This window comes from Bacillus sp. FSL K6-1012, from assembly GCF_037964915.1.
GTDB classification, from domain to species: Bacteria; Bacillota; Bacilli; order Bacillales; family Bacillaceae; genus Bacillus; species Bacillus halotolerans.
Map to the genome: position 1 here is coordinate 2,470,862 of NZ_CP150175.1, position 13,595 is coordinate 2,484,456.

Genomic DNA, 13,595 nt, shown 5'->3' on the forward strand with positions numbered 1-13,595 from the left:
CTTTATAAAAAACTGCCTGCAAACACACCAAAAGGCGCCTCACACAGGCAGTTCCATGCTTATTTTTTCATGAACACCCGTCCAGCCAGCTTTTCCACAAGGGCTGGAAACAGCTGATATAGCTTTGTGCCGGCATTCATCAAACGAGGAAGGTTGATTTCACGTTTGTTCGTCATAATGGCAGACGCGATTTGTGCTGCCACATCATCTGGGTCAAGCATCCAGCGTTCGACATTTTTGGCATAGTCTCCGCCTTTATCAGCAATAGAAAAAAAGTCAGTCTGAATCGGCCCTGGATTGACTGTCGTCACATAGACGCCTGTGCCCGCCAGCTCCATACGCAAAGCGTTTGAATAGCCGAGCACAGCGTGTTTTGTCGCTGAATAAAGGCTGGATTTCGGTGTGGCAATTTTCCCTGCTTGAGAGGCAATATTGATGATATGGCCGCTTTTTTGCTCAAGCATATGCGGAAGAACAGCTTTTGTACAGGCAATCAGACCGAAAACATTGACATCAAACATTGATTTCATCTCATCAAGTGTAGAGTCTAAAACCGTTTCAAAAATACCGAAACCTGCATTATTGATCAGCACATCAACCGGACCGATCTGATCACGGACGAGGGTGATATCTTCAAGACGGGAGACATCCAGAGGGAAAATATCACATTGTCCGCTCCATTCCTCGGTCATTTTTCTTTTGATTTCCTTCAAACGATCCTCACGTCTTGCCGACAGCAAAACATGGGCTCCTTCAGCCGCACATAAATAAGCGATTCTTTCACCAAGCCCTCCTGAAGCACCTGTAATCCAAATACGCTTGCCAGCTATATTTTTCAACCTGTTCACCTCTCTATTGCTCTAAAGTATGCGGTATTTCCATCCCAATATGACGTGATGCCTGCTTCGGCTGCCAATATATCAAGATGCCCAACCGTTTCTGACATCGTTAAAAACAACTCTTTTTCATAAACGGCAGGAAAGAGCTGCTGACAGACCTGAAAAGCGGTAAGCGGTTTTTCCGACAGCATATGACGCACATCCTCGGTTCGGCTGCTCTGCTTGTCAAACCGCTTCTTGATCAGTGCTCGTACATTGCCAATCGTCTCGCCATGACCGGGAAACACTGTGTTCGGGGCAAGTTCAGACAGCCTCCGCAACGACCGCTGATAATCCAGTAAAGGCTCCGATCTTTTTTCTCCCGTTTTTGGCGCTTCAAGAATCGGGTTAGACGAGCTGTTCGCCAGCAGCAAATCACCGCCAAGCATTCTTCCGGTCTTTTCATGAAAGAGAACAATATGCGACTCTGCATGTCCGGGCATTTCCAGAACAGTCCAGTCACCCATCCCGTCAATTTTCATCCCTTCCGTAACCGTTTGGGTCAAGGATCTTGTACAGGAAAATGCGTACGCCGACCGGATGAGCCTTTCTGCTTTCACATCATCAAATGGAACGCCTAACTCAGGCAGCAGCTTTTGAAAAAAATGTTTTTGCCACTCCATAAATGCCTTGTCTCTGCTGATATATGGTTCGTTAAACGGATGTCCAATCACTTTAATATCATCAGAAAAAACATCAAGCAACCCCGCATGATCCGCGTGATGGTGAGTCAGCACGATCTGCTCAATATCTGACATTTCTATATGTATACTAGCAAGCTGCTCTTTTAGGACTTCAGCTGCTTCTTTAGTGTTCGGTCCGGCATCGATCAGTGTCAGCGCGTCACCTTTCACTAAGTAAACGATGACATCACCGACGGCAAACGGTGTCGGGACGCGAATCGGAATGATATCTGCAGTTGTCATTCTTTTGCTCCTTGTCTTCATTCATTACTCATATTTTAGCTTTTTCTCGGTCCTGTGTCATTATTGCCGTATGAGAATGTCCCTTTTTGAAAAAGCTATTGACATTAGCTTATCCCCCATTGCATAATGAACAACAACTAAAATGAGAACCATTGGAACGCTATGACGAGGAATAGTATACAGGCAATGGCCAGAGAGAGCGATATCCCCAGGCTGAAAGGTATCGCGGCCCGCTTGTTTGTAGAACCTGCCCTCAAGTCGCGGTTAGGAAAACCTAAACGTTTCCCGCGTTACGGGATTTGAGCTGAGCACAAGTTGTGCTAATGAGGGTGGTACCGCGAACCTTTTCGTCCTTTACGTGATGAAAAGGTTTTTTGTTGTTCTGATAGAAGGAGGATATCCATGAAAAAGATAGGATTTGTCGGCGCCGGGTCCATGGCTGAAGCAATGATCAACGGCTTTTTGCAAAGCGGCATTACAAAACCTGAAAATATTTATATCACAAACAGGTCAAACGAAGAGAGACTCAATGAATTAAAGGAAATGTACGGCGTGCGTCCATGCAGGGATAAGAGCGAGTTTTTCACACAAACAGATATCGTCGTTCTCGCTTTTAAGCCTAAGGATGCGGCAGAGAGCATTGACAGCATTCGTTCTTACATGAAGGATCAGCTTGTCATTTCTGTGCTTGCAGGCCTTACCATCGAAACCATTCAGCATTATTTCGGCAGAAAGCTTGCTGTCATACGGGTGATGCCGAATACTTCAGCTGCCATCAGAAAATCAGCAACCGGATTTTCCGTAAGCGCTGAAGCAAGCCAAGACGATATCACGGCGGCTACAGCATTGCTAGAAACAATCGGTGACGCCACATTGGTTGAGGAGCAGCACCTTGATGCCGTTACCGCGATAGCAGGCAGCGGTCCCGCTTACCTGTATCGCTATATCGAAGCGATGGAAAAAGCGGCGCAAACGGTCGGTTTAGAGGAGGAAACGGCTCAAAAATTGATCCTGCAGACAATGGCAGGCGCAACAGACATGCTTCGTCAAAGCGGAAAACAGCCCGCACAGCTGCGCAGGGAGATTACGAGCCCAGGGGGAACAACAGAGGCAGGCCTTCGCGCTTTAACGGAAGCCCGCTTTGAAGAAGCGATCATTCATTGTATTGAAGAAACAGCCAAACGAAGCGCTGAAATCAAAGAGCAATTTGCCGGAGCCGCCTTAGAGAAGCATTTATAGAAAAAAACACAAGACAGAAGGCAAAGCGCTTTCTGTCTTCTTTTATCTTAAGGCTGGCTGGCAGCTTCTGATTGTTTTAATAATGCAGAGATTGTAAAGGACAGCAAGTCGGGAAGCACCTCAAAGGAATAAGGCACATACAGTCTTTCTGTCCATTTGTGCGGGTCTTTTCCAGCCGGGCCGACATTTAATACCGGGACATACAGCGCCTTGTCTTTACTGCTGGGAAGTGAATATCCTCTGTTAAAGAGCGGCATATTGCTTGTGTATGCACCAACCTCCTGTTTTTCCAGCTGAAGATAGCTCAAATCCGAGAGTCCTGGGAAATACTGAACCTCCCGTAAAGCAATGCCGTACCTGTCAGCTGCATATTGAATGAGCTTGCCAGCAGTATTCTTGATTACCTGATCGTTCTTTGATGACACTGCCGGATAAAATGGAGGGCTGTAAAAGAGAACAATGAGCGGCGCATCTTCCTTACACAGCGCTGCGAGCTCAGATACAATTCTAGTCGAAAAATCCCTGTCTCCAAGATCTCCCCTGTTTGCATAAGTGAAATTCAGCACCCGTTCTGTTTCTGAGCTTCCGACACGCCTTTTCGCACGTGCAAGCAGCTCATCAAATGTAAAAACAGAGACAGTTCGTTCAATTGGATGAAATGGCTCAAACTTCTGGAAATCACGTGTTTTTTGCTGAATATGGTTTGAAATCTTCTCTGCCGCCTGCTCTGCGGTTCTCCGCAGCATGTTATGCAGCTCACTCGCAGAGCGCTTCATTGTCAGTACATTAAATAACGTAACGGCCGTATGCGGTGTTTGGACGGAATATGACTCCTTCAAGTCCTTTTGCATTAAGTTTACCGGCGGCGGGGTGACTTCCCCGTCAGCCATTTCGCAGTAATTCACGTTCAGTTCCAGCAGACGGTTGATCTCAGAAACCATTAAATTTGCATTTAAACCGGAAAACGGCTCTCCGACATGCGTCTCTATCCCTTTGCAGAAAAACCCTGCGAGAACCTTGCCGATGCTTCCTGAATACACATATTGCTGCTGGTCGCCCGGAAACTTTTCAAACATCGGTTCGCTATTCAAACAAGCAGTGTATGTAAGATGATATTTTTTCTCCATTTCTTTCAGCGCAGGAACGGCTTCGATCATTCCCCTTGAATTCACTTCCTCGTCAGGAACCGTAATCAAAAGCACATTCCCATCAAAATGACCATTCATTGCCCGCTCAAGCATCGACAGCTGAACAGCCAGCCCCGCTTTCATATCCATCGTGCCTCTCCCGAACAGCCAGTCGCCGCTTTCCGCGTCTGTTCTCACACGTTCAGGAAGCAACTCTTTTTTCTCTAAAAAGGAGTTCAAAAGCTCAGCCGGCTTACAAGCCATATGTTTGAATTCTCCGTAGTCCTCTATGTCCACGACGTCAAAATGGCTCAGCAAGAGCACCGTCTGTTTGACATCTTTCTTTTTGACAAGCGCTGTCAAAAACGTTCTGCCGTCTTCCATCGGATGGAGTGTTACATGATCAGGGTTATTTTGAAAATAAGGCTTGTCCTTTAAAAGATAATAAAGATATTCCGCAAGTGCGGCCTCCCCTTTTGAACCGGTGACACTTTCATACTGGACAAGAGAAGTTAAAAGGGTAAGCAAATCATCCTTAGTCTGCCAATTCATCATTTCCGCCCTCCTATGTATAAAAACGATTTGATCCTAAAAAATAAAATGATTCCCTGTCTATTATACAGAAATGTTTGACAAATTCGGATCGTTTGAGCAGTTTATATGACGTGAAAGAAATGACTTGTTATAATCAATCTCTAAAAACCTTACGGGAGGCGAAAGAAATGGCCAGAAAATTATTCACACCTATTACGATTAAAGATGTAACGTTAAAAAACCGCATTGTGATGTCACCAATGTGCATGTACTCTTCTCACGAAAAGGACGGAAAATTACAGCCGTTCCACATGGCTCACTACATAACGCGCGCAGTCGGCCAGGTCGGATTGATTATTGTGGAAGCATCAGCGGTAAATCCTCAAGGACGAATCACAGACCAAGATTTAGGGATATGGAGCGACGAGCATATCGAAGGTTTCGCAAAGCTGACTGAGCAGGTAAAAGCGCAAGGCTCAAAAATCGGAATTCAGCTTGCCCACGCAGGACGTAAAGCAGAGCTTGAAGGAGATATTTTCGCTCCGTCTGCGATCGCGTTTGACGAGCAATCAAGCACGCCGGTTGAAATGACAACTGAAAAAGTGAAAGAAACCGTGCAGGAGTTCAAACAAGCGGCTGCCCGTGCAAAAGAAGCAGGTTTTGATGTGATTGAGATTCATGCAGCACACGGTTACTTAATTCATGAATTTTTATCTCCGCTTTCTAACCATCGCACAGATGAATACGGCGGCTCACCAGAAAACCGCTACCGTTTCTTAAGAGAAATCATTGATGAAGTCAAACAAGTGTGGGACGGTCCTTTATTTGTCCGTGTATCGGCTTCTGACTATACAGACAAAGGCTTAGATATCGCTGATCATATCGGTTTTGCAAAATGGATGAAGGAGCAGGGCGTTGACTTAATTGACTGCAGCTCAGGTGCCCTTGTTCAGGCAGACATTAACGTATTCCCTGGCTATCAGGTCAGCTTCGCCGAGAAAATCCGCGAACAGGCTGACATGGCGACTGGAGCTGTCGGGATGATTACAAATGGTTCAATGGCTGAAGAAATTCTTCAAAATAACCGTGCAGACCTCATCTTTATCGGCAGAGAGCTATTACGCGATCCTTACTTTGCAAGAACTGCTGCAAAACAGCTGAATACAGACATTCAAGCCCCTGTTCAATACGAAAGAGGCTGGTAATCTTGATCCGAGATATCCGCGGCTCCGCCGCCGGATATCTCTTTTTTTATTTTTGGAGAAACGATCAGCTGACGTTCTCCGTCTCCCTAGTAGAACCAATTAGAGGAGATGACTCCAATGAATGCAGCATGGATCGAAAGGACCTATACGGTTGACGGTTGTGAATTTCATACAAAACACCGAAAAGGATTTAGCGGTGTAACCATTGTCTTTGAAGCCGGCTATGGCACTTCTTCAGAGACGTGGAAACCACTAACAGCGGACATTGATGACGAATTTGGCATATTCACATATGATAGAGCGGGCATTGGGAAAAGCGGACAAAGCAAGGCAGAACGAACAGCCGACCAAAAGGTGAGAGAATTAGAAAGCTTGCTTAAGGCAGCAGGTATAAGACCGCCTTATCTGGCTGTTTCACATTCATACGGATCGGTTATCAGCAGTTTATGGGCCTGTAAAAACCGACAGGATATTATCGGCATGGTGCTCCTTGATCCCGCTTTAGGAGATTACGGCAATGGCGGCTTTACATTTATTCCTGAAGAAATGCATACAGCATACAGAAAGCAGATGATGCTCGAGGAGACACATGCAGACTTTTCGAAAAGTCTGCGGCAGTTCAAACAGCAGCAAGTCCATTTAGGGAACATGCCGCTTATTGTCCTGTCATCAGGTGAACGCACTGAGAAATTCGCCTCCGGTGAAGAGGACTGGAGAAACCTGCATAGCAGCATTTTGTCTCTATCCGATCAAAGCGGCTGGATACAAGCTAAAAACAGCTCACATAACATTCATCATGATGAACCTCATATCGTCCATCTGGCGATTTATGATGTTTGGTGCGCGGCCTGCAAGCAGGCCGCCCCGATATACCAGGCAGTCAATTAAACAAAAACCCCGGCTAAAGCAGCCGGGGTTTTTATTATTTTGTTTCGCGATGAAGGGTATATTTCTTTAACCGCGGTGAGTATTTTTTCAGCTCTAAACGATCAGGATTTGTGCGTTTATTTTTGGTTGTGATGTAGTTTCTGTCCCCTGTTTCAGTGCAAGCCAAAGTAACATTTACTCTCATGTTAACATCTCCTCATAAAACGTAATGGTTACGTTTTATTATACAGCTTAACAACAGATTGTCAAACACCATCTCTTTATCAGCCTCTCGGAACTTGAACCTCTAAGAAATCATACGCTGTGATGCTGTTCGGAAAAACGGCTGCCGCTTCTTTTTGGAGCTCTAAAGAAGCCTCTCCCTGATATCTCGCGCTGATATGAGTTAAAATGAGCTGCTTCGCCCCAGCTTCTTTGGCAGTTACAGCTGCTTGTTCTGTTGTACTGTGAAAATAATCAAAAGCAAGCTTCACATCATCCTTAGCAAAGGTGGCTTCATGCACAAGCACATCACAGTCCCGTGCAAGCTCTTTTATCTTATCGCTCACTCTCGTATCCCCGGAAAACACGACAGCTCTCCCCTTTTTAGGAGGCTCCAGAAAATCCTTCCCGTTTATGATGCGTCCGTCTTCAAGTGTCACAGTTTCACCTTTTTTCATTTTCGAATATACAGGTCCAGGCGGAATATTCATTTCCTTTAATAACGCCGCCTTTAAAGAACCAGGCACATCTTTTTCCTGTACGCGGTACCCGAAGGCCTCTACACCATGAATCGCGGATACAGCTGTGACGATAAACTGATCGTCCTCAAATACCGCTCCCTCTTCAATCTCTTGTATCACAAGCGGATATGTTAGGTGAGTTTTCGTGACGGCAAGACTTGTTTCAATAAACGCCTTGATGCCTTTCGGTCCGTAAACCGTCAGCTCGTCCTCACCGCCCTGAAAAGAACGGCTGCCAAGAAGCCCTGGAAGACCGTATACATGATCGCCGTGCATGTGAGTAATGAAGATTTTTTCTATTTTTCGAGGTTTAATCGATGTATGTAAAATTTGATGCTGTGTGGCTTCCCCGCAGTCAAACAGCCATACAGATCGCCTTTCTTCAAGCAGTTTTAATGCGATCGACGTCACGTTTCTCGACTTAGCGGGAATTCCGGCTCCCGTCCCTAAAAAAAGTAATTCCACATTTCCTTCCTCCTACTAGAACTAGTTACCTACAAGAATACAGGATCATGCGTAAAATGTGAATCTTGCCTCTGATTCGGGCAATCCTTTCGTTCTAGAAATATTTTTGCGCCATTCTGCAAAAAAAGGTCTTAAATGTTTGCTTTCGTTGAATTTTAGATTTAAAATGAAGGAAATATGCGGGGTACTAAAATAAAGCTTCGAATAAAGTGAGGTACTTTTAGTGAAAACAAACCAACAACCAAAAGCAGTAATTGTCATATTCGGTGCAACGGGAGATTTAGCAAAACGAAAACTCTATCCGTCCATTCACCGTTTATATAAAAACGGACAAATCGGAGAAGAGTTTGCAGTTGTAGGAGTCGGAAGAAGACCTTGGTCCAATGAGGATCTTCGCCAAACCGTCAAAACATCTATTTCCTCAGCTGCTGATAAACATATAGATGATTTCACGTCTCATTTCTATTATCACCCGTTTGACGTGACAAACCCTGGTTCTTATCAAGAGCTTAACGTACTGCTCAACCAGCTGGAAGATACATATCAAATCCCGAACAACAGAATGTTCTACTTGGCAATGGCCCCAGAATTCTTTGGGACAATTGCAAAGACATTAAAATCAGAAGGTGTTACAGCAACTACAGGCTGGTCCCGCCTTGTGATTGAAAAGCCGTTCGGCCATGACTTGCCGAGCGCGCAAGCATTAAATCAAGAAATTCGCGAAGCATTTACAGAAGATCAAATTTACAGAATCGATCACTATTTAGGAAAACAAATGGTGCAGAATATTGAGGTCATTCGATTTGCCAATGCGATTTTCGAACCGCTATGGACAAACCGCTACATCTCAAATATCCAGATCACATCAAGCGAATCACTTGGTGTTGAAGACCGTGCTAGATATTACGAAAAATCAGGCGCCCTTCGCGACATGGTGCAAAACCATATTATGCAAATGGTTGCGCTTCTCGCAATGGAGCCGCCGATTAAACTGAACACAGAAGAAATCCGCAGCGAAAAAGTGAAGGTGCTGAGAGCCCTCCGCCCTATTGCAAAAGACGAAGTGGATGAGTATTTTGTGCGCGGACAATATCAAGCCGGTGAAATTGACGGTTTGCCAGTCCCTGCTTATACAGATGAAGATAACGTCGCTCCTGACTCAAATACAGAAACCTTTGTTTCTGGAAAGCTTCTGATCGACAACTTCAGATGGGCTGGTGTTCCATTCTACATCCGTACCGGAAAACGAATGAAAGAAAAGTCTACAAAAATTGTCGTTCAATTTAAGGACATTCCGATGAACCTGTACTACGGCAATGAAAACAACATGAATCCGAACTTACTCGTCATTCATATTCAGCCTGACGAAGGCATTACACTTTACTTAAACGCTAAAAAACTCGGAGGAGCAGCACACGCGCAGCCAATCAAACTGGATTACTGCAGCAATTGCAATGACGAGCTGAACACTCCTGAAGCATATGAAAAATTGATTCACGACTGTCTTCTCGGCGATGCGACGAACTTCGCACACTGGGATGAAGTGGCCCTTTCTTGGAGCTTTGTCGATTCCATTTCTGAAACATGGGCAGCCAACAAAACCCTATCGCCAAACTACGAAGCAGGTTCTATGGGTCCAAAAGAATCAGATGATCTTTTGGCGAAAGACGGCTTGCATTGGTGGAATATATAAAGAAAAAGGCTGAAAGTGCTTGTAAAGCATTTTCAGCCTTTTATTTATGTTGTATCAAGCTTTCTGCCTCTAAGCGGCTCAAAAAGACGATTGATTCTCTCTCTGTCGTAATCTAATATCCAACTGTTATATGTTTCATACATATCCTGTATTGTTTCAGCTGCAGCAGCTAAAATATCGCAGCCTCGATCATCATAAAGATAAAAAATGGTTCTCTTTTTTATATTGATAAAGTAAATTTTTTGAGAAATACTTGGTTTTATCCCCATATCTTGATTACATATCGCTCTCAGCATTGAAATATATCTTACATCACCAGCTTTACACCTCAGAAAAAATCTATGCGTTTTATTATCATCATCAGAACAAGTATAAGAGACAGCAATGTGCTGCAGTTTTTTCAACACAGCTTTTTCTCGAATGTACCGTGAGAAAATATGTAATTTGCTCTTATATCTCCTTCCCCCTTCAGCTATAACAAATATATCATCATCATCGGCATGTAAAGACTTAAATAAAGTGACAGCTCTCTTGTATGCGTTATCTATACAAGGGCTGTGTAGATAAGCAGCATTCACATTATATCCTACGCCTATTTCAAACCGGATGCCGATCTGCCAGTTATAAAACAAAGGAGGTGTAAGTCGTAAACCAGGAAAATTTTCAAGTACATACTCATTTACAGGCAAAACATACATCCTTTCGTTCCCCGCACTCTATTTCAAAAAAATCCCGCAGCTGTCAGGCTGCGGGATTTCCACATCATTATTTCATCCATTCAGTATGGAAGACACCGTCTTTGTCTGTGCGCTCATAAGTATGGGCGCCGAAGTAGTCACGCTGCGCTTGGATCAAGTTTGCAGGCAGCACGGCTGTGCGATAGCTGTCATAATAAGCTAGTGCGCTTGAGAATGAAGGTACCGGCACACCTTGGGCAACTGCAAGTGAAATCACTTGGCGAAGCGCTCCTTGGTAGCTTTCTGCAATGTTCTTGAAGTGGCTGTCAAGCAGCAGGTTATCAAGCTCAGGATCACGGTCGTAAGCTTCTTTGATTTTCTGCAGGAATGCCGCACGGATGATGCAGCCGCCGCGGAAGATCATAGCGATTTCACCGTAATTGAGATCCCAGTTGTATTCTTCAGAAGCTGCTTTCATTTGGGCAAATCCTTGGGCGTAAGAACAGATTTTGCTCATGAACAGCGCTTTTCTGACTGCTTCGATCAGCTCTTCTTTATTTTCTGTAACAGGCTTCACTTCAGGCCCTGAAAGAAGGCCGCTTGCTTTCACACGCTCATCCTTCATCGCTGAAATAAAACGTGCGAATACAGATTCAGTGATAATCGGAAGCGGAACACCTAAGTCAAGTGCACTTTGGCTTGTCCATTTTCCTGTTCCTTTTTGACCCGCTTTATCAAGAATTACATCAACAAGCGGTTTACCTGTTTCTTCATCTTTTTTCGTGAAGATATCAGCAGTAATCTCGATCAGATAGCTGTCAAGCTCGCCTTTATTCCATTCAGCAAATACTTCATGAAGCTCATCAGCTGAAAGACCGAGTACCTGCTTCAGGATGAAATAAGATTCAGAGATCAGCTGCATATCCCCGTATTCAATACCGTTGTGCACCATTTTTACATAATGGCCGGCACCGTCCGGACCGATATATGTCGTACACGCTTCACCGTCAACTTTTGCAGAAATTGCTTCAAGAATTGGCTTCACAAGTTCATGAGCTTCTTTTTGTCCGCCAGGCATGATAGAAGGCCCTTTAAGCGCTCCTTCTTCTCCGCCTGAAACGCCTGTGCCGATAAAATGAATGCCGCTTTCAGCAAGCTCTTTGTTTCGGCGCTGTGTATCTTTATAATATGTATTTCCGCCGTCAATTAAAATATCGTCCTTCTCTAAGTGAGGAAGAAGAGATTGAATTGTCGCATCTGTAGCAGTTCCCGCTTTAACCATTAACAAAATTTTGCGCGGTGTTTCCAAGGATTGAACAAATTCTTCAATGCTGTAGGTGCCGACAACGTTTTTGCCTTCAGCCTCCTGCAAAAATTCCTCGGTTTTGCTGCTTGATCTGTTGTAAACAGAAACAGAAAATCCTCGGCTTTCAATATTTAAAGCCAGATTTTTACCCATTACCGCAAGTCCGATAACTCCGATTTGTTGTTTTGACATATTCTAACGTCCCTTCTGCAAACGTTTAACCATTTTAAAATTTACATTAAAATAAAATGATATTTATACTATTGAAATTACCATACTTCACCCCCTTATTTCAAGACATTCAGCTTTTCTTTTCATCTTGAAAAAAATCTTTATTAAAGCTTGTCCCGCTTGTTTTGCTCTCGTCTTTTTTAACCTTTGCACCTTTTCTGATCAGCTTGGAGCCGTACTTTTCATTCAGTTTTTCCATCATCTGCTGAATCGGTTCATCCTTCGCATCCTCTGTAAAGCTGAACAAATCGAGCTGCTTATAGGCCTGCTCTTTTTCTACCAAATCCGTTCCGGTAATGCCGAGCAGCCTGATGGGGTTTTTGTTCCAATGCTTAAAGAAGAGATGTTCTGCTTCATTATATATTTCGTTTTTTTGATCTATCGGATTCTTCAGTGTGATGCTTCTCGTAATGGTTTTCCAGTCCGCATATCTGATCATAATAAACAGCTTTGAAGCCATTACTTCCTTACGCTGCAAACGGTCGCTAACTGATGCGGACAGTTTGCGAAAAACAGCTAACAGCTCATCCTCATCGGCAGAATCATGAGAAAGTGTGGATGAATTACCTACGCTTTTAAATTCATAAATGCGCTCCGGATCAACAGGAGCATGGTGAATGCCGTTCGCTTTATTTTTTAGACGGGGCCCGTTGATGCCGAGCAGCCGTTTTAGCGAGTGTTCGTCAGCTGCTGCTAAATCTCCAATCGTATCAATACTGAGCCCGTTCAGTTTTTCCGCCGTCTTTTTACCTACGCCATGCATTTCTCCAACTGGGAGAGGCCAAAGGATATCAGGCACTTCTCTTTTTCTCAGGATGGTGATCCCAAGCGGTTTTTTCATATCGGATGCCATTTTAGCGAGAAATTTATTAGGGGCAATTCCGATACTTGACGGAAGCAGCAGCTCTTTCTGCAGTCTGCTTTGTATTTCTTTTGCCGTCTCATAGGCATTGCGGCTGTATGGTGTATCCGTCATATCCATATAGCCTTCGTCGATGGATACAGGCTCCACCAAATCTGTATATTCACGGAGGATGCTAAACATCGCTCTTGAAGAGCTTCTGTAGCGGTCGAAGTTCGGCGGAAGGACGATGAGCTCAGGACAGTTACGCTTTGCTTCCCAAACCGGCATGGTTGTTTTCACGCCGTGCGCCCTTGCTTCGTAGCTGCATGTGACAACGATGCCTTTGCGTTCTTTGACGTTTCCGGCAACTGCAACCGGCTTTCCTCGGAGAGCCGGGTCATATGCCATTTCCACCGATGCATAGAAACTGTTCATATCAATATGGAAAATAATTCGGCCCTTCCCCGGCATAAACATATCTCCTTTCCGTTCATTAGACAACGGCTTGTACATATAGTAAAATGAAGGTATTGAATGGATGTGATTACAATGTTTGTGGAATCGATAAATGACGTTTTATTCTTAGTCGATTTTTTCACAATTATTCTTCCGGCTCTGACCGCCATCGGGATTGCTTTTCTCTTGCGAGAGTGCCGTGCCGGCGAGCAGTGGAAATCAAAACGAACAGATGAACATCAGACGGTCTTTCGAATAAACCGAACAGACTTTCTTATTATTATATATCATCGCATTACAACTTGGATACGTAAAGTCTTCCGCATGAATTCACCTGTGAATGATGATGAAGACGTCAGTTCCCTTCTTTTATAAACCGCATTTATAAAAAGGAGGAGAACAAA

Annotated in this window: 13 protein-coding genes; 5 read left to right on the forward strand and 8 right to left on the reverse strand. The window is 44.3% G+C overall.

Features of this window, described 5'->3' with window-relative positions; all coding sequences use genetic code 11:
* Nucleotides 1-59: 59 nt before the first annotated feature.
* Together NSS75_RS12695 and NSS75_RS12700 are read right to left on the reverse strand one after the other, a co-directional pair.
* Nucleotides 60-839 carry an SDR family oxidoreductase gene (locus NSS75_RS12695; RefSeq protein ID WP_059336663.1) on the reverse strand — a complete coding sequence of 260 codons (780 nt, stop codon included), beginning with the start codon at nucleotides 837-839 and terminating at the stop codon, nucleotides 60-62.
* A 5-nt stretch (nucleotides 840-844) separates the two neighbouring features.
* Nucleotides 845-1,804 carry an MBL fold metallo-hydrolase gene (locus NSS75_RS12700; RefSeq protein ID WP_024121959.1) on the reverse strand — a complete coding sequence of 320 codons (960 nt, stop codon included), beginning with the start codon at nucleotides 1,802-1,804 and terminating at the stop codon, nucleotides 845-847.
* Nucleotides 1,805-2,206: 402 nt separating this feature from the next.
* Between NSS75_RS12700 and proC the strand changes: the two genes are divergently transcribed.
* Complete coding sequence (gene proC / locus NSS75_RS12705; protein WP_339233290.1) at nucleotides 2,207-3,043, forward strand: pyrroline-5-carboxylate reductase; 837 nt, start codon at nucleotides 2,207-2,209, stop codon at nucleotides 3,041-3,043.
* Between the two features lie 47 nt (nucleotides 3,044-3,090).
* Here proC and NSS75_RS12710 read toward each other — a convergent pair whose 3' ends face one another.
* Nucleotides 3,091-4,722 (reverse strand): M20/M25/M40 family metallo-hydrolase, encoded by a 1,632-nt coding sequence (locus NSS75_RS12710; protein ID WP_339233292.1) that lies wholly within the window; start codon nucleotides 4,720-4,722, stop codon nucleotides 3,091-3,093.
* Nucleotides 4,723-4,892: 170 nt separating this feature from the next.
* On the opposite strand from NSS75_RS12710, the gene namA reads away from it, so the two are divergent.
* Both namA and NSS75_RS12720 read left to right on the forward strand, forming a co-directional pair.
* Nucleotides 4,893-5,909 carry an NADPH dehydrogenase NamA gene (gene namA, locus NSS75_RS12715; protein ID WP_024121962.1) on the forward strand — a complete coding sequence of 339 codons (1,017 nt, stop codon included), beginning with the start codon at nucleotides 4,893-4,895 and terminating at the stop codon, nucleotides 5,907-5,909.
* A gap of 117 nt (nucleotides 5,910-6,026) precedes the next feature.
* Nucleotides 6,027-6,797, forward strand: coding sequence for an alpha/beta hydrolase (locus NSS75_RS12720; RefSeq protein ID WP_024121963.1), 771 nt, complete (start codon nucleotides 6,027-6,029; stop codon nucleotides 6,795-6,797).
* A 34-nt stretch (nucleotides 6,798-6,831) separates the two neighbouring features.
* Here NSS75_RS12720 and rpmG read toward each other — a convergent pair whose 3' ends face one another.
* Together rpmG and rnz are read right to left on the reverse strand one after the other, a co-directional pair.
* A complete protein-coding gene (gene rpmG / locus NSS75_RS12725; protein ID WP_003226511.1) occupies nucleotides 6,832-6,981 on the reverse strand; it encodes a 50S ribosomal protein L33 in 150 nt (49 codons plus the stop codon).
* A gap of 79 nt (nucleotides 6,982-7,060) precedes the next feature.
* Nucleotides 7,061-7,984, reverse strand: coding sequence for a ribonuclease Z (gene rnz, locus NSS75_RS12730; RefSeq protein WP_216394033.1), 924 nt, complete (start codon nucleotides 7,982-7,984; stop codon nucleotides 7,061-7,063).
* Nucleotides 7,985-8,207: 223 nt separating this feature from the next.
* Between rnz and zwf the strand changes: the two genes are divergently transcribed.
* The gene (gene zwf / locus NSS75_RS12735) at nucleotides 8,208-9,677 is read left to right on the forward strand and encodes a glucose-6-phosphate dehydrogenase (RefSeq protein WP_010334843.1); all 1,470 of its coding nucleotides are present in this window, start codon (nucleotides 8,208-8,210) and stop codon (nucleotides 9,675-9,677) included.
* Between the two features lie 44 nt (nucleotides 9,678-9,721).
* On the opposite strand, the gene NSS75_RS12740 is transcribed toward zwf, so the two are convergent.
* The 3 genes from NSS75_RS12740 to NSS75_RS12750 form a co-directional block, all read right to left on the reverse strand.
* Nucleotides 9,722-10,375, reverse strand: a complete 654-nt coding sequence (locus tag NSS75_RS12740) for a DUF3885 domain-containing protein (protein ID WP_339233296.1) — start codon at nucleotides 10,373-10,375, stop codon at nucleotides 9,722-9,724.
* Between the two features lie 67 nt (nucleotides 10,376-10,442).
* Nucleotides 10,443-11,852 carry an NADP-dependent phosphogluconate dehydrogenase gene (gene gndA, locus NSS75_RS12745; protein ID WP_024121966.1) on the reverse strand — a complete coding sequence of 470 codons (1,410 nt, stop codon included), beginning with the start codon at nucleotides 11,850-11,852 and terminating at the stop codon, nucleotides 10,443-10,445.
* A 109-nt stretch (nucleotides 11,853-11,961) separates the two neighbouring features.
* Complete coding sequence (locus NSS75_RS12750) at nucleotides 11,962-13,206, reverse strand: DNA polymerase IV (RefSeq protein WP_024121967.1); 1,245 nt, start codon at nucleotides 13,204-13,206, stop codon at nucleotides 11,962-11,964.
* 72 nt (nucleotides 13,207-13,278) lie between these two features.
* On the opposite strand from NSS75_RS12750, the gene mifM reads away from it, so the two are divergent.
* Entirely contained in the window at nucleotides 13,279-13,566 is a 288-nt protein-coding gene (gene mifM / locus NSS75_RS12755; RefSeq protein WP_081638334.1) for a membrane protein insertion/folding monitor MifM, read from the forward strand.
* Nucleotides 13,567-13,595: the final 29 nt, after the last annotated feature.